This is a genomic window from Actinoplanes sp. NPDC049265 (assembly GCF_043197135.1).
Classification (GTDB): Bacteria; Actinomycetota; Actinomycetes; order Mycobacteriales; family Micromonosporaceae; genus Actinoplanes.
In genome coordinates this window covers 105,804-123,536 of sequence record NZ_JBICSP010000013.1, presented here as the reverse complement: position 1 = coordinate 123,536, position 17,733 = coordinate 105,804, and the positions used below count along the sequence as shown (strand labels likewise).

Below are 17,733 nucleotides of genomic sequence, written 5' to 3'. Positions count from 1 at the left end.
GGTGCACCGCACAACCGGGCACAGTTGGAGTCGTCCGCCGCCAGGCGGTCCCACGAGTACATTGCCGCATCCTGACATACCGTGGACCACTACGCGCCGGACGGTTGTTCGCCCGGCGCGGGTGTCGTGGACGGCCTGGTGTCTCGCAGGCGGGCAGGCGGGTCAGCGCACGACAGTTCAGTGGCTGGGCCGGGTGTTTCGCAACGAGGAAGAAGGCGGTCGACCGGCCCGGGGAGATCACGCTGATACGGATCTCGACCAGGGGCGGCCGGCCGCCGTCATTGCCGGCCGAACCCGTGTTCGGGTCGCCGGGTCGCTTCGCTCAGAGTGGGCGGATGTTCTCCGCCTGCGGGCCCTTGGCGCCCTGGGTCACGTCGAACTCGACGCGCTGGTTCTCGTCCAGGGAGCGGAAACCAGAGGTCGCGATCGCCGAGAAATGCGCGAAAACGTCAGCGCCACCACCGTCCGGGGTGATGAAGCCGAAACCCTTGTCGCCGTTGAACCACTTCACTGTTCCGGAAACCACTGAATTTCTCCTGCCGAATTTCGAGTTGCCGCACCGTGCGGAAACTCTGTCGCTGTATCGATGATCCCGGAAACGAAGCTCCGCGCAAAACGGAAAAAGCCTGATGGGCTGAGATGCCCGTCAGGCGTGGAAACGTCTTGGGAAATCAAACCTATAACATGGGTACGCTAGCACGGATGTTCGCCCGGTGCGAACGGCGTTGAATTTCGGATCCGGGCTGACGGGCGCCGGCGTGCTACGTTGGCCAGGTCGAGCTTCGATTTCCGTTGATGTCTCTGACGGGTGACCCAAAATTCCGTTCAGGAATTTTTCGTTCTGGTGTCGTTCGACGTAAGTGATAAACGCGGCGGTGTCGGTTGCGCGGGCGGAGACGTCCGTGGACTTCGACCTCACCTGCGACGAACGGCGGCTCGACTGGTTCAGCGGGTCGCCGTTCGGCTTTTGCTGCCCACGATGCACATCTTTGGAGAGGTGATGGCGATGATGACATATTCGGGTCCCGCGCGACTGATCCTGGCCGGCGGCACGTCCGTTTCGGGCATGGCCTCCCTCAAGACCAACTCTCATGGTGACCTCAACGGCTGGGGCGGCACGTTCCGTCCGGACGAGATCACCGCGGACCTTCGCGATGCGGAGGACGGGCTGCAGATGGAACTCCCGTACGACCGGATCGGCAGCGTCGCCGTCACCCGTAGCCGCAAACTCCTCGCCACGCAGGTGCTGATGTCGCTGGCCGGCAGCGGGCCCGCGCCGTTCTGATGTGCGGTGCGGCCGCCTGACGCGCGGACACGGCGATCGGTCGTCCGTGTCCTCCAGGAGATCAATGCGGCTCCTGGTATCGGGGCGGGCGCGAGGTGAGTGGCCGCGCATCGTCGGCCATCGGCGCCTGGGTACGCCGGCTTTCCGAAGGCGTACAGTGATATGAGCCGGTGACTCCGTCAGCGGCGCCGGCTCCGGCCGGCATGCGTCGCGGCGAGTGCCGCGCCTGCAGCTCACCGGCCTCGGTGGGCCCCGACCTCGCCTTCGTCATCGGGTTGGGCCCGTGCCTGCGTTGGTCCCGACGACGGGAACGCACCTTGGCAGCACCGGTTCGACCGATGGATCCGGCACACCGTCCGGAAATCTCCGTCCTTCCCCACGCCGGCGGCCCGGCGGTCCGTCCGGCCGGCCCTCGTATCACCAACGAAGCCTTCTACCAGGCGATCGTGGCGGCCGGGAGGGCGCCCTCGGCGTACAACGCGCAGCCGTGGCGATGGCGGGTGACCGGCGGTCAGGTGGACCTGTACGCCGACCACGACCGGATGTCGAGGTTCGCCGATCCGGAGGGACGGCTCACCGTGATCAGCTGCGGCGCCGCTCTGCACCACGCCCGCCTCACCCTCGCCGCCCGCGGCTGGCGGGTGACCGTGACCCGGCTACCCGACACCGGCGACCCGGACCATCTGGCGCGGCTGTGCATCGACGGCGAAGCGCCCGTGAGCCCGGACACCGCGGAGCTGGCGCGGTTGATCGAAGAGCGGCACACGGATCTCCGCCCGGTCACCGGCGACCCGATCGAGGAGGCGGATACCCGGACCGTCGCCGTCGCGTTCGAGACGCAGCACGTCGGTCTCGCGGTGCTGCGCCCGGACCAGATCCTCGAGCTCGCATCGGCCACCGCACCCGACGGCGACACCGTGCCCGACGGCGCGCAGTGGCATACGGCCCTGGCGGAGTGGGCCGGCACCCACAAGATCGCCGGCGGCCCGCGGTTGTCCGTCACGTCCGGCGAGCATGACCGGGCGGCGACCTTCGCGGTGATTCATGGCCCGGACGATGAGCCTCTCAGCTGGCTGCACGCCGGGGAGGCGCTGTCCGCGGGCTCACTCGTCGCCGCCGGTCTCGGGGTGTCGATCCTGCCCTTCAGCGCACCAATCGCCGGTGTCGCCGCGGCGTCGGCCCTGCGGCGTGCGGTGCCCGATGTCGGCCACCCCCATTTGATGGTGCGCTTGGCGCGGTACGCGACTGAACCCAAGGCCCAGCACACGACGCGACGGCCGGCCGAGGAGAGCATCGACCGTCCGTAGTGACGGGGGTTCGGCGCCCCGCGTCAGGGCTCGGCCGGCGCCGGCGACGCCTGTGCGCCGGAGGGTCACGTGTCCCGGTCCCGCCAGCGAGGCGACGTGGAGGAGGTCGCCTGTCGCGATGTCGCGCCCGGCCGCTGTCACACGATTGGTCTCACCGCGGCCGAACCCGAGTAGCTTCGTAACATGGCGACTACAGTGCTGCGGGTGAGGCTCGTCGGTGGCGACAGCATGGACATCACGTACGACGAGCCCGGCATCTCCGATCAGCACCAGTTGCTGGAGAACGCGATCACGATCCTGGCGCAGGATTCCGGAGCGTTGCGTACACGACACGGTGACCGGCTCGTGGTGCTTTACGGGCGAGGTGTCGCCGCGATCGAGGTCGGGCCTCGCGGCGCCGTGGTTTGAGGACGCGCCGTGTCGCCGGTGTCATCAGGACCGGGCGCCGGAGTCGTGCGGGTCGGGTGAGGGGCGCACCATATCGGAGCAGCGGCGACGTAGGTTCTTGCCAAGTGCGGTGACCTGGCCGGCCGCAGCCGTCAGCAGCCGGGCGCGGCGCCCGCGGCCGGCGCCAGCTCCCGCCAGCCGGCGTCCGATCCACGCCACGCGCCGGCGACGATCACGGCCGAACCGCTGCTCGGGCAATCCTGCACGCGATAGCGACCGGCCGTCCCGCCGATCTGCACCAGCACGTCCCAGTGGCGCCCGTCGCTGCGGATGTAGACGTCACGACGAAAGCGCGCCGTCTTGCTGCCGTTCCACCAGTGCCGTTGAACCATCACCCGGTAACCGTACAAGCTGCGCCCCGGCCGCGACCATCCACAGAGGACGGATGTGGGCGGGGTGGCGCGATGCGAGATCGCGCCGGCTCAGCGGGACGCCGGGGGCGTACCGCCATGGTCGCTCTCGCGCCGGGGCTGACCGCAACAACCTTCCGCCTGGGCGGTCCCGCTCGACGGGACGTCACCGGACGTGCTCGATGCCGGTCAGCAGGTCGGGCGTCCGGCGCCGGTCGGCGGTGTCCGCGGCGGCGGCCAGGGCAGCGTCGGCCGATGCCCGAGTAGCCGCCGGCGGAACGACGAGAAGGTCGAAGCGGTCGTTCCCGAAGTCGGTCATGATGGTGATCAGTCCCGCCGGCTGGGATGTGTACCAACCGAGCCGCACCGTCCGGCCGCTCACTGCCGCTCGCCGCGGGTGGGGGAGGTCCCACTCGGCACCGTTCATCAGCACGTGCGTGATCTCGCCGCGTAGTCCCGCCAAGGCCTGCACCAGCCCGGGAAGTTCGGCTACCACATCCGTCGATCGCGGCCACCAGCCCCCGTCGAGGACGGTCTTCCGAGAAGAATCCTGATCCAATCGCAGCCGTACGGCGTCATCCGCCGCTCGCGTCGGCGCGGTCAGGGTGGTCGGTGCCATGGCGGCTACCTCTCGCCGCCTCATCGGCGGGCTAACGACGCACGGCCCTACGCCGGATGACGCCGATCGCCGCCGTACCGAGGAACAGAATGAGCCCGATGATGGCCAGCCATATCAGCCCTTTGATCGCGAAGCCCACGACCGTCAGGATGAGCCAGAGCACAAGGAGAACGATGAGCAGAACGAGCATTTTCATCCCTCCGGACGCGACATCCGTCGTCAGTGCGAGAAGACACAGCACCAGGGTCCGGAGTGCCGTTCTCACCGTACTCCTGATTGCCGCACGGTGAACGTCAGAGCCCTCACCTCACCGTTCTGTCGCAGCTCATCGGTGGCGTCGGCGACGGATCACACCGAGGGAGGCCGGCTGCCACCGGCGATGCGCTGCGCCGGGCGCTCGGGCACAGTGAGACTCCCGGTTCCGGCATCAGTCACCCGCGCCTGATGCCAGGCTCAGGCCACGGGCGTACTCTCTCAATTGCCGCCCCAGACTCCGGCGTCGCGCTCCGCTCTTCACGAAGCATTTCGACGAGGGAATCACCGTCTTCTGGTAACCCGACGTCGACCCGGCCGGGCCACCACGGCACCGGCCCGCCGCTCGCCACACACGCTGGCCGGATGGTGCCGTCATCGCGTGAGGCCGGGCCGGTGATCGACTGCCGCGGGCCGATGACCGAAGGGCACGGCCCATGACCATCAGGTTCGGATTTCTCAGCACCCATCCACCCACCCACTGCGGACTCGCGGCCTTCAACTCCGCGCTCGCCGCCCACCTGGACGGGTCCGGCGTCGTGCGTGTCGCTACCACCAGCGACGACCTGACACCCGCTCCCGGCGTGGTGCACACCTGGATGGCGACGACACCGGCCGGCTGGCGGGACGCCGCCGAGGCGCTCAACAGCTTCGACGTCGCCATCGTCCAGCACGAGTACGGCATCTATCCCGGCCGTGACGGCGGCGAGGTCCTGTCCGTGCTGCACCGGCTCACCGTGCCGAGCATCGTCGTCCTGCACACCGTGCTGACCCACCCCTCCCCGAGCCAGAAGTCACTGCTCGAAGAAATCGTGGCGGCCGCGGGAGCGGTCGTCACCATCACCACCGCCGCGTATGACCGGCTGCTCGTCGGCTATTCCGCCGACGCCGCGAAGGTATCGGTGATCCCGCACGGTGCCTCCGGCTACGCCGGCGTGGTGGCACCCCGGCCGGGACCGCCACATATGCTCACCTGGGGCCTGCTGGGACCGGGCAAGGGCATCGAGTGGGCGCTGCGCGGTCTGGCCCTGTTGCAGGACATCGAACCGGCACCCGTCTACACCGTGGCCGGCCGAACCCACCCCAGAGTGATCGAGCTGCAGGGCGAGGCGTACCGAGCGGGCCTGCATCAGCTCGGTGCGACCCTCGGCATCGCGCACCGGGTGCGCTACGAGGCGGCTTACCTCGACGACGCGGCGCTCGGGCAACTGGTGCGCTCCGCCGATGTCATCGTGCTGCCCTACGATTCCACCGAGCAGGTCACCTCGGGCGTCCTCGTCGAGGCGGTAGCGGCCCGGATCCCTGTGGTCGCCACTGCCTTCCCGCATGCGGTGGAACTGCTCACCGACGGGCCCGGCCTGCTCGTACCCCACCGCAAGCCGGTCGCCCTGGCCGCCGCGATCCGGAAGATCCTGACCAAACCGAAGGTGGCCGCCGCGCTGCGCGGGCGCAACGGTCATGCCGAGCCGGCACGGCAATGGCCGGCCGTCGCGCGGCGGTACCACCACCTTGCCGCGACCCTCATCACCGCCCGCCCGGTCGCCGTGGCCGGCGCGTGATCGTCCGCACAACGACCGTGGCGCCCAGCGCGGACTGGGACGTTCCTGTGCCCACGTTCGCTCACCTGGCTCGGCTCACCGACGACACCGGCCTTTTCGAGCATGCCCGCCACGCCACGGCCCGCCGCGAGCACGGCTACTGCACCGACGACGTAGCCCGCGGACTGGTCGTCGCCAGCCGCGAGCCCGTCCCGTCCGCCGAGGTGATCCGGCTCGCGGAGTGCTATCTGACCTTTCTCACCCACGCGCAGGACGCCGACGGCGCCTTCCACAACCGGCTCGGGTTCAACCGCGCCTGGACCGACCAGCCCGGCCTCGGCGACTGGTGGGGGCGCGCTCTGTGGGGCCTCGGCGTCGCCGCCGCCCGGAGCCCGGTTCCGTGGATCCGCCGGGAAGCCCTCCTCGCCTTCGACCGGAGCGTCTGGTGCCGGGCCACCGCCCCGCGGGCCATGGCCTTCGCCGCGCTCGGGGCCGCTGAAGTGCTCCGTGCCGACCCCGGCAACGCGTTGGCGGCCGAGCTTCTCTCCGCCGCCGTCGCCGTCATCGGCCGTCCCGGCGCCGACCCCGGCTGGCCGTGGCCGGAGGAACGGCTCAGCTACGCCAACGCCGCCCTCGCCGAAGCTCTCATCGTCGCGGGTGACCTCCTCGACGATCCGCCGGCACTCGCCGCCGGTCTGCGGATGCTGACCTGGTTGCTGCACATCCAGACCAGCGACAACCACCTCTCGGTGCTGCCGTCGTCGGGCTGGCAATCCGGCGGCCCCAGGCTGCGCCACGACCAGCAACCGATCGAGGTGGCGGCCCTGGCTGATGCCTGCGCCACCGCGGCCGTCGTCACCGGCGACCCCGCCTGGCACGTCGGGTTACGCCAGTCCGTTGACTGGTTCTTGGGCGCCAACGACATCGGCGAGCCGATGTGGGATTCGGCGACCGGTGGCGGCTACGACGGGCTGACGCTTCGTGGACCAAACCTGAACCAGGGCGCCGAGTCCACCCTGGCGCTCATCTCGACCCTGCAGTACGGAAGCGCGCGGGCGCGGGTGCTGGCGTCTCCCTCGCCGGATTCGCCTCAGGACCGTCTCGATACAGTGCCGTCACCTGGCTTGCCAGGCCGGCGTGCCCATGAGGCGGTGCCTTCGGGGTGACTCTCCGGCCGTGAGCGGGTTCAGCGCCCGCCGTCGTCGAGCAGCCTTTCGTAGACAGCCAGGTAGTCGGCGACCATCCGGCCGGCGCTGAAGCGTTCGCGGGCCCGCGTGCGGCAGCCGGCCCGATCGATCGTGTGGACCGAGTGCACGGCCGCGACGGCCTGGTCGACGTCGCGTACGAGACGACCGGTGACGCCCTCGTCGAGGATCTCGGGCAGAGCGCCACGCGGGTAAGCGACGACCGGCGTGCCACAGATCATCGATTCCACCACCGACAGACCGAACGGCTCGTCGAAGTCGATCGGATGCAGAAGGGCCGCCGCGCCGCCGAGGATCTCGCTGCGGCGCTGCGGCCCCACCGGGCCGAGGAAGACGACCCGGTCACCGTCGATGTGGGGCGCGACTTCCTCGGTGAAGTACCGCTCGTCCTGGATCGGACCGCACAGGGTGAGCTGACGTCCGGCCCGGCGGGCGATCTCGATCGCCACGGCGGTGCCCTTGTCCGGGTGGATCCGGCCGAAGCTGACCAGACCTGATCCCCCGGAGGGATTGAACGGGAGTCCGTCGACGTCGACGCCGTGGTACACCGTCGCGACATAGTCGAGGTCCGGGCTCCGGTCGGCGTCCGAGATCGACACGAACGAGGAGCCACTCGCCCGATAGGCCGGCAGGATCCGAGGGCTGGAGAAACCGTGCACGGTCGTGAGCAGAGGTGCGCGGCAGTGCTGCGCGAAGGCCAGGGGGAGCCAGTCGAGGTGACTGTGTATGACGTCGAATTCGGGCGACCGGGCCAGGGCGTGCGAGACGTGCATCGCCTCGGCTATCCGGCCGTCCGTCGACGGATCGTCCGCGTACCCGCGTGGGCACTTGCCGTCGAGCCGGGCTGTGGTGATCGAATCCAGGGTCGCGAAGAGGGTGACGTCGACCCCCGTGGCCACGAGGCCGTCCGCGAGCAGGCCGGTCACCTGCTCCCAGGGACCGTACGCCCGTGGCGGGGTCCGCCACGCCACCGGCCCCAGGAGGCCGATCCTCACGCGGTCTCGGATCCGGCCAGCCCGGCAAGATCAATGTGGAGCATGGCCAGCAGACCGCTGTGCCGGGAAGGGTCGATGCGATCGGGTAGCTCCCGGTCGACGAAGCCGGCCCGGTCGTGCTGACCACGTGCACGAAGAATGGCGACGACATCTGCTTTGGATATGGTCATTGTCTGCTTCCTGGAGTCACCTTGCGGCGCGAGACGAGGCCGCCGGAGTCTGGAGCGACGGTCATCATCGTACGCCTGCCGCCGTGACTCGACCCGCGGTGCCCGGCGGCGAGGTCAGTTCACCGCGGTGAGGTCGGGGACGTTGGCCGGGTCGGAGACGATGGCCGCGGTCAGGTCGGCGATGCGGATGTTCCGGCGCCTGGAGTAGGAGCGGATCAATCGGAACGCCTCGTCCGGGCCGACGTCGAACGCGCGGATGATCACACCCTTGGCCTGCTCGATGATGATCCTGCTCTCGAGAGCGCGCTGAAGCTGGTCGGTCAGGGTCTGCGCGCGCTGCAGGGCACGCTGGTGCAGCAGTCCGATGGCGGCGACGTCGGCCAGGGCCTGCACGATCGGCATGTCGGCGTCGTCGAAACCGGCTCCCAGCGTCGCTCCGAAGACGTTCAAGGCCCCGATGATCTCCCGCCGCACCCGCAGCGGGAAGGCGTGCACGGATTGGAATCCGGCCGACACCGCGCGGGGTGCGAACAGCGGCCAGCGGCCGGACGCCGCGGGCAGGTCGGCGTTGACCACCGGACGGCCGGTGCGGAACGCCTCGAGACAGGGGCCTTCGTGGCTCTGCACCTGGAACAGCTCGAGCCACATGGCGTTGTCCTGCGAGGCCGCCATGAACTGAAGCTCGTTCCGGTCGTCGGCGAGCAGCATCCCGACGGCGGCGGCGCCGAAGAGGCTGGCCGTGCGGACCGTGAGCATGTGCAGGAAGTCGCGGAGGTCGAAATCATCGGTGAGAGTGTCGGCGACCTCGACGAAAATCTTCGACAGCTGGCTGGTGGACAGGGCCGTCATGACGGTGGCTGCCCGGCGGCTCGCCCCGTCGGCGCTGGACGACCCGTGATGCTGAATGGCGACATGACGCTCCCGTGGCCGTGTGGATGGCACGCGACGCCGGGGGCTGGGGCGACCGAACACCGAGGAAGGAAACGTCTCGGCGTCCACGGAGACTATACGCCGTGACGTGGCCAGGCATCGACGCAGCGTGGCGGGAGCTCCCGCCGCCAGCCAAGATCCGTCGGCCGATCGGGGCCACGCGTGCTCCGTCGACCACGGTGGCGCCGGGGGGTACCCGGTTCATTCGCGGGGCGGTATTTCCATCGTGCGTTTCGCGCCGTCCGGCCCGGTCGTCGCTCGGCCACTCGAGCCTCGGGCGATCTGGTTACCGCCTCGCTGAACGGGTATCGTTCGCAGACAGCACTCTCCGTCTCGGACGGAGATGCGCCGGCCGTCCAGACTCCGCGGCCTTCTCGTCATATTTCATGCAGAGCGGCCCTCGACGCGCCGTTCAGCTGGTCCTTAGGAGTCGCGCCATGAGCGCATCTGCTAGACAGCGGCCGAAGACCGCCGGCAGTGACTTCGCCAGCCTGAACCGGCGGATCGCCGCGGCCGGTCAGCTCGAATGCCGACCCGAGCTTTCCTCGCAAGCCGGTCGGTCCTGCGGGCCGCCGTCATAGGGGGGACACGGTCGGCCCGCAGGATCACCGTCGCGCCGCCGCCGGCGCCATCCGCCTGAACGATCAGTGACTGCCCAGATCAGGGAGATTGGGCAGGCCGGTGATGATGGCCTCGGTGACCTGGCCGAGGCGGCGGTTGTTCCGCCGTGCGAAGTCACGGATCAGGATGAACGCGTCGTCCGGGCTCACTCCGCGCGACTGGGCGACGATGCCTTTCGCCTGCTCGATGACGATGCGACTGTTGAGGGCACCCTGCAGCTGGCCGGTGAGCAACTCGCCGCGGTGAATGGCGCGTTCCTGCAGGAGGCCGATGACGGCGACGTCAGCCAGGGCCTGCACTATGGTGATGTCCGCCCCGTCCAGGTGGGTGGCGCGGGCGAACACGCCCATCGCACCGATGATGTCCTTGCGCAGGCGTAGCGGAAAGGCGTGCACCGACTCGAAGCCGGCCTGGGTGGCGCGGGGCGCGAACTCGGGCCATTTCCGCGTGGCCTCGGACAGGTTCACATTGGTCACCGGCCGGGTCGTGCGGAAAGCGTCGAGGCACGGCCCGTCACCATATTGCAGCTGGAACAACTCCATGAGCCGGGCGCTCTCGTCGGAGGCCGCCATGAAGGTCAACCGACCGCGCTCGTCCGCGAGCATCAACCCGGCCTCAGCCGTTCCGAACAGGCCGGCCACGCTCTGGGTGAGCATCTGCAGGAACTCCACGACGTCGAAGTCGTCGACGAGCGTGTCGGCGACCTCGACGAACAGCGTCGCGAGCCGTTCGGCGGAAACGGTGGTCACTGCGGTCTACCGCCCTTCTCCGAATACCGGACCGACGGCGGTCACGACTGGCCGCTATCGAATGAAACCCTACGCGCCACCACGTCGCGTGCCACGTCACCCAGAGCCTTGTCCTCGGCGTAGGCGTACGCGCGGAGCCTGGCCAACGCGTCTGCCAACGAGACGCCCAACTGCACCGCCACCATTCCCTGCGCCTGGAACAACTCGGCCCGCTGTCCCACCACCTCGTCGTCCAGTCCGTCGGCGGCCCTCCCGGGCGCGGCCCGCGCCTGACCGTCGAGCAAGGTCGTGACCGCGATGTCGGCGAAGGTCAACGCGTCCCGGAACTGATCGTCGGTCAAGGGGCCCACTTCGTCCCGGAAGATGTCGAGGGCACCCAGCCGCGCCGCGCCGATCTGCAGCGGGAAGGCGAACACGGCTCGGACACCCCGGTCGTGAAGCGCCGGCGCGTAACCGGGCCATCGGCCTGTCGTCCCGACCGAGAGGTCGGGCACGAGGACGGGCCGGCGACTGATGAACGCGTCCAGGCAGGGGCCCTCGCCCAGCAGGAACTGCAGGTCCTCGAGCGGTTCGTAAGCCGGGGCCGACACCGCGGCCACCCCTCTCAGCCCGCCGGCGGCCAGCACGCAGACGCCGGCGCCCGAGGCGGACAGAGCCCGTTCGGCGGCCCTGCACAACCGCCGTAGCGTTCCGGTCACGCCGTCGCGATCACCAGGCCGAGCCGGCTCGTCCGCGACTAGCCGAGCCACCCGGACGGTGGGCTCATCCACGACGACGGTCACTGAGGAGCCCGTCGCGTGGGAACCCGGCGGCGGGCGGGTGTGAGCGGCTTGTCATCGCTGAACTTCTCCCTGTCTCGGGGAAACCGCCGAGGACCAGGGCAGCAGCGCGTCCGAAAGTTTCCAGTAGGCCACACCCTACCGCCACGAAGGCGTCCACGTCGCGGCTCGGGCGGAGTGGGTCTGCTCGGGCGGGCCGGAACGTTCTCGCTCAAGGAGACGCCGGAGGCCCGACAGTGATTAGGCGAATAGTTTACGTTTCGCATTACGGGGCATTCGTTTCGATGAAGACCTCCCATCACGGTTCTCTGCTGAGTAGATCCCGGATCCACCGTTTCCGGGCCGATCGCGCCTGGTCAAGGCCGGCCGCGACCAGCAGGACGCCTGATCGACACGGACCACCGCCGCTGCCCGGGACACCGACGTCCCCGGCAGCGGCGGTGGTCCGTCTCCGGTCGCCGACCCAGACTCGAGGACACCACCATGCCAGCTCCGGCCCTGTCCCACCCGCCGCATGTCGGCGCGCTGCGTACCGCTGTCGTGGTCAATCCGTCGAAAGTGGACGACCTCGACGGGATGCGGCACACCGTCACCGCCGCTCTGACCGCGGCGGGGTGGCCCGAGCCCATGTGGCTGGAGACCACGCCCGACGACCCGGGCGCCGGTCAGACCGCCCAGGCCGTACGCGACGGGGCCGAGCTGGTCTTCGCCGGCGGGGGTGACGGCACCGTGATGGCTTGCGTGACCGCTCTGGCCGGGACCGAGGTCGCCCTGGCCGTACTCCCGGCCGGCACCGGCAACCTGCTGGCCGCCAACCTGGGTCTCACCGGCGACCTCGCCACCGGGATCGAGGTCGTCCTGCAGGGCGGACGGCGGCGCATCGACGTCGGCGCGGTCGGCGAGCAGAGTTTCGCCGTGATGGCCGGGATGGGCTTCGACGCCCACATGCTCGACGCGACCAACGCCACCGCGAAGAAGCGCATCGGCTGGCTCGCCTACGTCGGCGGCGCGGTGCGGCACCTACGGGACCGGCCCATGCGGGTACGCGTCACCCTCGACGACCGCCCGGCCTTCACCTGCCGCCCCCGCACCGTGATCGTCGGCAACGTCGGCCGGCTCAGCGGTGGGATGCGTCTGCTCGCCGAGGCCCAGCCGGACGACGGGCTGCTCGACGTGGCGATCCTCAGCCCGCGAACCCTGCGCCACTGGCTGGCATTGGGCTGGGGCGTGCTGCGCCGCAAGGGCGCCGTCCCGAACATGCGGACCTTCACCGCCGCCCGGGTGGAGATTCACAGCCGGCGGGCCGAGCCACGCCAGCTCGACGGCGACCTCATCGATGCCGGCAAGCACCTGCTGGTCACCGTACGGCCGAAAGCGCTCGTGCTGTGCGTGCCGCAACCCGCCAACGACCCCGATCTCGCCCACGACGTGGCGGCGACGGATCGCGCCGCGGACGAGATCCGCTCGGATTCCGGGGTCGGTCATCCACCGGTCGAGCTCGGCCGACACGTAGCCCTTGTCCGCGATGGCCGGCTGTCCGGGCCGGGCCGCTAGCAGTTCGTGATCGTCGTCTGGCGGCCGAGACTCGGCCGGTTTACCGGCGATGAAGGGTGGCGAGGCGATAATGAAGCGAATGGGCCGCCTTCGCCAATCGCGAAAGCGACCCGATTCGTTTGGCTGGCGCTGCGACGGTGCGGATCTCGATGTCGATCAACGACGCGAATTCATCGCGTCGCCCGAGTCACTGGAATCAGAATCAGGATTCCCGCTGAGCTCCGTTTTCAGGCAGCGTCAGCAGCTGCGCAGATAGTCGAATTGGGCGGTCGGGTAGCGGCTCCATACGTTCTGACCGGTGTGGGCCAGGACCCAGTAGCAGTCGCTGTCCGGTGCCGCGGTCCAGACCACCTGAACGTGGTATCCACTGTCGCAGGAGTTGAAGATGGCGCCAGAGGTCGGCGACGAAGACCCTCGCCAGGTCACGCACGACGGAAGCGCGGCCTGAGCCGGCGACGCCACAGCGAACGTCCCGGCGCCGACCGTGACGGCACAGGCCGCCAGAATTGCTCGAACTTTTTTCATCAGCGTTTTCTCCCCACGTGGATTGTCATTCCATCACAGCGCCAACGCGACCACCGTCAGGGCTATTGCCCACCGTCCACCACGGGACGGTTTTGGTGGAGACGCACAGCGAACATAGCGACGTGCATCGATCGGGTCAACGGTTGAGGGATTGATTTGAACGCGTTGGCCGTCCGATTGCGGAATGCAGCACTTCTCAATACGGAATTCAGCAAGGCGTACAGCCGGCCCCGGCCCGTCGACGAGTCGTCGTGGGACGGCACCTTCCGGTTCGATGTGGACTTCCCGAGCGGCGCCGCGCGGTTCGGCGACACCTTCCACCGCGCCGACACGCTGGACCTGCCCGCGGGCGCCGGCACCTACACCGTGACCGTTCAGCACACGGGCCGGACCGAAGAGTTCCAGAAGGTCACCGAACGCAACGGGAAGCTGGTCGGCTGGACCAGTGACGAGGAGGCACGCGAGCTCGGCCGCAACGCCGGCATCGAGCGCTATCTGGTCACCATCGCACTTCAGTAATGCATCCGTCCTTCAGGTGAGCGTCGTCGGGCCGTCCGGCTCGGGCAAGCCGACCCTGCTGAACGTCCTCACCCCGGCCGGCCGGTCTCGGTCAGGCGGCCGAAGCGGTCAGGACGGTCCCGGCCGCCCGCCGGAGACTCTCGATCATCGGATTGGGGTCGTCCTTGCGGCTGACCAGGACGACCTGGCTCGGTGGAGCGTCCTCGACCGGGAGGGTGACGAGGTCGGGACGCAGTGAGCTGCGGCGATCACCGACCGGCAGCACGGCGATGGCCCGGCCGCCGGCCACGAGTTCGAGCTTGTCCTCGTAACTCTCGGTCGGCGGCACGCCGGCCCCGAGGATCCGGTACGAGGTCCAGTCCGTGGTCTCGTACGCGCAGGGGGCCTCCTCCTCGCCGGCCAGTTCGTCCACGGTCACCGAGGCGCGGCCGGCCCAGGGGTGACCGTGCGGGACTACGAGCATCCGGGGCTCTTCGTACAGCGGAGTGGTGACCACGTCGCCGGCGGCGAGCGGCAGCGGCGCCCGGGCGATCAGGGCGTCGACCTGCCGGTCGGACAGAGCCCCGACGTCGCGGCAGCTCAGGTGCCGGGTGGTGATCTCCGCGTGCGGGTGGCGGCGGCGCAGTTCCCGTACGGCGGCGGTGATGACCAGGTCCTCGACGTAGCCGATAGTGATGCGTTCGGTCGCGGCTTCGCTCCGTACGGCCAGCTCGGCCTGGTGGGCGGCCTGCAGGAGCGCCCTGGCCCGGGGAAGGAACGTCTGGCCGGCCGCGGTCAGCCGGGTGCCCTGGGGTACGCGGTCGAGCAGCCGTGCGCCGAGATGCTTCTCCAGCCGCTGGATCTGGCGGCTCAACGCCGGCTGGGCCAGGTGCAGCTCGGCGGCGGCCCGGCCGAAGTGCTGGTGGGCCGCCACCACGGTGAAGTAGCGCACCAGCCGCAATTCCAGGTCCTGTCCGGGATCGTTCATGCGTCCAGCGTACGTCTCATGCCGTTTCGGAATATCGGGTTGCCGGACCGGTCTTGGACGACCGTGCCGTCACCGGCCTTGACTGGGGGAGCAACGTTTCCGCGAGAAAGCACAGGCGTGATGAAGGCGATTCAGTTCCACGAGGCGGGCGGCCCGGAAGTCCTGCGGTACGACGAGGTGCCGATGCCCGAGATCGGCGCGGGCGAGGTGCTCGTCCGGGTACGCGCGGTCGGCATCAACCCGCCGGACTGGTATCTGCGCGAGGGGATGAAGGTCATGCCGCCCGAGCTGAGGCCGGCGCTCGACTTCCCCCTGACCCCGGGAACGGACGTGTCGGGCGTGGTCGAGGCGATCGCCCCCGGCGTACGAGAGTTCGCCGTCGGTGATGAGGTCTTCGGGATGCTGCGGTTCCCGGGGTTCGACGGCCGGGCGTACGCCGAGTACGTGGCCGCGCCGGTCTCGGACCTTGCTCGCAAACCGGCCGGTATCGATCACGTGCAGGCCGCCGGGGCGCCGATGGCCGTGCTGACAGCCTGGCAGTATCTGGTCGATCTCGGCCACGACGTGCCGAACCCGTTCACCGGTACGGTGCACCGGCCGGTGCCGATCACGGCGGGAACGACCGTGCTGGTCAACGGGGCCGCCGGCGGGGTGGGCCATTTCGCCGTGCAGCTGGCGAAGTGGAAGGGCGCCCACGTGATCGCCGTCGCCTCGGGCCGGCACGAGCAGTTCCTGCGCAAGCTCGGCGCCGACCAGTTCGTCGACTACACGACGACGCGGGCCGAGGACGTGACGAGCGACGTGGACGTGGTGATCGACGCGGTCGGCGGCCCGGACAGCGCGCGCTTCCTGAACGTGCTCAAGCGCGGCGGAACCATGCTCCCGGTGTTCTTCGCCGAGTACGACCCGGAGGTGACGGCGGGTCTGGGGGTCACGGTCTCGACCGCCCAGGTGCGCTCCAGCGGCGCCCAGCTGGCCGAGATCGGCCGCCTGTTCGACGCGGGCAAGCTCCAGGTCGGCGTGGACAGCACCTACCCGCTGTCCGAGGCGGCCGCCGCGCACACGCGAGCCGCTCAGGGCCACATCCAGGGCAAGATCGTGCTGACGGTGATCCCGTGACCGCCGACCTGCGGCAGGTGGTGGCCACGTACGCCCACGCCCTGGACGAGCTCGACGTGCCCGGGCTGGAAGCGATCCTGACCGAGGACACCACCTGGACCTTCACGATGCCCGGCCCGAGGGTGCTGGGCCCGGTCACCGGCCGGGCGGCGGTGCTCGGCTTCGTCCGCGACGGCCACGCGGCGCAGACCGGGAAGGTGCGGCACCATCTCGGCAACGTGATGGTCAAGACGGCGGAGGCGGACACCGCGGAAGTGCGGGCTTACCTGGTGCAGACGCGGAACACCGGCGAGAACGTGCAGGTGATCTCGACCGGGGTGTACGCGTTCGGCCTGCGCCGGTCCGGCGACGGATGGCGGATAGCCGACCTCACCTTGGCGCTGGACAACCCTTTGTAGGTCCACATCCGCGCCCGGGCTTCCCGGCTGATGGGTCAGCAGGAGAAGCCCGGGCTGGATGATCCCTCAGGGCCAGGGACGGCGGGTCAGCCGCGGAAGCTGACGGTCAGCAGGCCGAGGCACATCTCATCGCTGGTGCCGTCGCCCCAGACCACGTAGCGCGGCGGCAGGGTCTTGAGCTGTGGCAGCTGCCGGCGCAGGCTCGCGTCGTGGGTGCACGTGACCCGCAGCTTGTCGCCCGGGTTGACGTCAACGGGCGTGGCCAGGGGGCGCAGGCGCTGGTCGTCGAAATTGAACTCGGGCACGTCGATCAGGGTGCGGGCCTTCGGCGTACCGGGATTGAGCTCGACCTTGATCGACCGCCCGAGCAGGTGCATGTGCCCGAATCCGGCATAGACGGTGGCCGGCCGCGGCACCGGGATGTCGCAGTGCTGGGTGTTCCCGGGGACCGGCTTGCCGTTGCTGCACATGTCGATCATGCGCTCCTCGAGCGTACCGACGTCGGCGCCGAACCGCCGGCCGACATCCGCGAGCGAGGCGGCCCGATCGCACAGCGGGCCCGACTCGCCGGCGGCGCAGGGCAGCTCGGTGGGCGCCTGCACCGGCCAGGTCACCAGCCGCTTGGTGTTCGCGGTGCCGTCGGTCAGCCGCAGCCGGACGGTGGACTGGTCCGATCCCTTGTCCGTGAGCAGGTTGTAGTGGATCTGAAGGATCATCAGGCTGCCGGGTTCGAGGCGGAAACCCGCGTCCTGGTCGAGCAGGGTCTCACTTCCGCCCGGTGTCCACGTGTCGACCCATGCGGAGTCCTGCTCGTCCGCCAGGCCGTTGCCGCCGAAGCAGGTCCAGCCCTCGCCCGGCGCCTCCTTGTCCTTGGCGTGGGCGGCCGCGGCGCTGCCGGGCCCGACCGCGAAGACGATGGCGTGATGCACGATCGGGATGTTCCGCGGCTGGAACTGGGCTCCGGTCAGGAACGCCGGTTTGGTCAAATGTGGATCGACGATGATGCAGCGGTACTCGTCGGTGCCGCCCGAGGGAGCGGAAGGGGTGTAGGACTCCGGCATGCCCAGGTTGACGAACCGTTCACCGGCGCGCAGCGGAAGCTGCGGAGCCGCGCCGGCCGCCTGGTGTCCGCTGTGTACGCCGGCGGAGGCGGGAGCGGCGGCGGTCTCGTCCGGGCCGGTGTCCGACGCGCAGGCGGTGATCACCGTCAGCGATGTCACCGCGGCCAGTACGAGTGCCCAGGTCCGAGGCACGATCACGGTTTTCCTCCTTGATTCGCCCTGTTTGGCCATCACGTTCCGAACGCTAGGCCCCGTGCGGGCGCGGCCGGTCGTACTGTGGTCTGATTTCCGGCTACGGAGTGGTACCCCGGTACCACCCGCCGTGGCGCCGGCGGGCCTAGCG

At 69.6% G+C, this 17,733-nt stretch carries 21 protein-coding genes; 9 read left to right on the top strand and 12 right to left on the bottom strand.

Features of this window, described 5'->3' with window-relative positions; translation table 11 throughout:
- Positions 1-322 precede the first annotated feature (322 nt).
- Positions 323-526: a cold-shock protein gene (locus ACGFIO_RS28315; protein WP_392830197.1), complete on the bottom strand. Its 204-nt coding sequence runs from the start codon at positions 524-526 to the stop codon at positions 323-325.
- Between the two features lie 480 nt (positions 527-1,006).
- On the opposite strand from ACGFIO_RS28315, the gene ACGFIO_RS28310 reads away from it, so the two are divergent.
- The 3 genes from ACGFIO_RS28310 to ACGFIO_RS28300 all read left to right on the top strand — a co-directional run bounded on the left by ACGFIO_RS28310 (position 1,007) and on the right by ACGFIO_RS28300 (position 3,000).
- Positions 1,007-1,285, top strand: coding sequence for a hypothetical protein (locus tag ACGFIO_RS28310; protein ID WP_392830195.1), 279 nt, complete (start codon positions 1,007-1,009; stop codon positions 1,283-1,285).
- Positions 1,286-1,623: 338 nt separating this feature from the next.
- Positions 1,624-2,592 (top strand): nitroreductase, encoded by a 969-nt coding sequence (locus ACGFIO_RS28305; RefSeq protein WP_392830193.1) that lies wholly within the window; start codon positions 1,624-1,626, stop codon positions 2,590-2,592.
- A 183-nt stretch (positions 2,593-2,775) separates the two neighbouring features.
- A complete protein-coding gene (locus tag ACGFIO_RS28300) occupies positions 2,776-3,000 on the top strand; it encodes a hypothetical protein (RefSeq protein WP_392830191.1) in 225 nt (74 codons plus the stop codon).
- A 131-nt stretch (positions 3,001-3,131) separates the two neighbouring features.
- Here ACGFIO_RS28300 and ACGFIO_RS28295 read toward each other — a convergent pair whose 3' ends face one another.
- The 3 genes from ACGFIO_RS28295 to ACGFIO_RS28285 all read right to left on the bottom strand — a co-directional run bounded on the left by ACGFIO_RS28295 (position 3,132) and on the right by ACGFIO_RS28285 (position 4,198).
- The gene (locus ACGFIO_RS28295; RefSeq protein WP_392830500.1) at positions 3,132-3,371 is read right to left on the bottom strand and encodes a hypothetical protein; all 240 of its coding nucleotides are present in this window, start codon (positions 3,369-3,371) and stop codon (positions 3,132-3,134) included.
- Between the two features lie 184 nt (positions 3,372-3,555).
- Complete coding sequence (locus ACGFIO_RS28290; RefSeq protein WP_392830189.1) at positions 3,556-4,008, bottom strand: DUF5994 family protein; 453 nt, start codon at positions 4,006-4,008, stop codon at positions 3,556-3,558.
- A gap of 31 nt (positions 4,009-4,039) precedes the next feature.
- Positions 4,040-4,198 (bottom strand): hypothetical protein, encoded by a 159-nt coding sequence (locus ACGFIO_RS28285; protein ID WP_392830187.1) that lies wholly within the window; start codon positions 4,196-4,198, stop codon positions 4,040-4,042.
- 499 nt (positions 4,199-4,697) lie between these two features.
- On the opposite strand from ACGFIO_RS28285, the gene ACGFIO_RS28280 reads away from it, so the two are divergent.
- Positions 4,698-5,819, top strand: coding sequence for a glycosyltransferase (locus ACGFIO_RS28280; protein ID WP_392830185.1), 1,122 nt, complete (start codon positions 4,698-4,700; stop codon positions 5,817-5,819).
- Positions 5,820-5,866: 47 nt separating this feature from the next.
- On the top strand, positions 5,867-6,964 hold the full coding sequence (locus ACGFIO_RS28275) for a glycosyltransferase (protein ID WP_392830183.1): 1,098 nt from the start codon (positions 5,867-5,869) through the stop codon (positions 6,962-6,964).
- Between the two features lie 20 nt (positions 6,965-6,984).
- Here ACGFIO_RS28275 and ACGFIO_RS28270 read toward each other — a convergent pair whose 3' ends face one another.
- The 5 genes from ACGFIO_RS28270 to ACGFIO_RS28250 form a co-directional block, all read right to left on the bottom strand.
- Positions 6,985-7,998, bottom strand: a complete 1,014-nt coding sequence (locus ACGFIO_RS28270; RefSeq protein WP_392830181.1) for a glycosyltransferase family 4 protein — start codon at positions 7,996-7,998, stop codon at positions 6,985-6,987.
- A complete protein-coding gene (locus tag ACGFIO_RS28265; protein ID WP_392830179.1) occupies positions 7,995-8,168 on the bottom strand; it encodes a hypothetical protein in 174 nt (57 codons plus the stop codon). Before ACGFIO_RS28265 ends, ACGFIO_RS28270 begins: the two co-directional genes overlap by 4 nt.
- 114 nt (positions 8,169-8,282) lie before the next feature.
- Positions 8,283-9,017, bottom strand: a complete 735-nt coding sequence (locus ACGFIO_RS28260) for an ANTAR domain-containing protein (protein WP_392830177.1) — start codon at positions 9,015-9,017, stop codon at positions 8,283-8,285.
- Positions 9,018-9,742: 725 nt separating this feature from the next.
- Positions 9,743-10,468 (bottom strand): GAF and ANTAR domain-containing protein, encoded by a 726-nt coding sequence (locus ACGFIO_RS28255; protein WP_392830175.1) that lies wholly within the window; start codon positions 10,466-10,468, stop codon positions 9,743-9,745.
- 41 nt (positions 10,469-10,509) lie between these two features.
- On the bottom strand, positions 10,510-11,166 hold the full coding sequence (locus ACGFIO_RS28250; RefSeq protein WP_392830173.1) for a GAF and ANTAR domain-containing protein: 657 nt from the start codon (positions 11,164-11,166) through the stop codon (positions 10,510-10,512).
- Between the two features lie 564 nt (positions 11,167-11,730).
- On the opposite strand from ACGFIO_RS28250, the gene ACGFIO_RS28245 reads away from it, so the two are divergent.
- Positions 11,731-12,801, top strand: a complete 1,071-nt coding sequence (locus tag ACGFIO_RS28245; RefSeq protein WP_392830171.1) for a diacylglycerol/lipid kinase family protein — start codon at positions 11,731-11,733, stop codon at positions 12,799-12,801.
- 237 nt (positions 12,802-13,038) lie between these two features.
- Here the strand turns inward: ACGFIO_RS28245 and ACGFIO_RS28240 are convergent, their stop codons facing one another.
- On the bottom strand, positions 13,039-13,326 hold the full coding sequence (locus tag ACGFIO_RS28240) for a hypothetical protein (RefSeq protein ID WP_392830169.1): 288 nt from the start codon (positions 13,324-13,326) through the stop codon (positions 13,039-13,041).
- A gap of 156 nt (positions 13,327-13,482) precedes the next feature.
- Here ACGFIO_RS28240 and ACGFIO_RS28235 point away from each other — a divergent pair, with 156 nt between their 5' ends.
- Positions 13,483-13,845, top strand: a complete 363-nt coding sequence (locus ACGFIO_RS28235) for a hypothetical protein (RefSeq protein WP_392830167.1) — start codon at positions 13,483-13,485, stop codon at positions 13,843-13,845.
- 91 nt (positions 13,846-13,936) lie between these two features.
- On the opposite strand, the gene ACGFIO_RS28230 is transcribed toward ACGFIO_RS28235, so the two are convergent.
- Complete coding sequence (locus tag ACGFIO_RS28230) at positions 13,937-14,812, bottom strand: LysR family transcriptional regulator (protein ID WP_392830165.1); 876 nt, start codon at positions 14,810-14,812, stop codon at positions 13,937-13,939.
- Between the two features lie 120 nt (positions 14,813-14,932).
- Here ACGFIO_RS28230 and ACGFIO_RS28225 point away from each other — a divergent pair, with 120 nt between their 5' ends.
- Together ACGFIO_RS28225 and ACGFIO_RS28220 are read left to right on the top strand one after the other, a co-directional pair.
- Positions 14,933-15,931 (top strand): NADP-dependent oxidoreductase, encoded by a 999-nt coding sequence (locus ACGFIO_RS28225; protein ID WP_392830163.1) that lies wholly within the window; start codon positions 14,933-14,935, stop codon positions 15,929-15,931.
- Positions 15,928-16,329 (top strand): nuclear transport factor 2 family protein, encoded by a 402-nt coding sequence (locus tag ACGFIO_RS28220; protein WP_392830162.1) that lies wholly within the window; start codon positions 15,928-15,930, stop codon positions 16,327-16,329. Before ACGFIO_RS28225 ends, ACGFIO_RS28220 begins: the two co-directional genes overlap by 4 nt.
- An 86-nt stretch (positions 16,330-16,415) precedes the next feature.
- On the opposite strand, the gene ACGFIO_RS28215 is transcribed toward ACGFIO_RS28220, so the two are convergent.
- Entirely contained in the window at positions 16,416-17,588 is a 1,173-nt protein-coding gene (locus ACGFIO_RS28215) for a monooxygenase (protein ID WP_392830160.1), read from the bottom strand.
- Between the last annotated feature and the right edge of the window lie 145 nt (positions 17,589-17,733).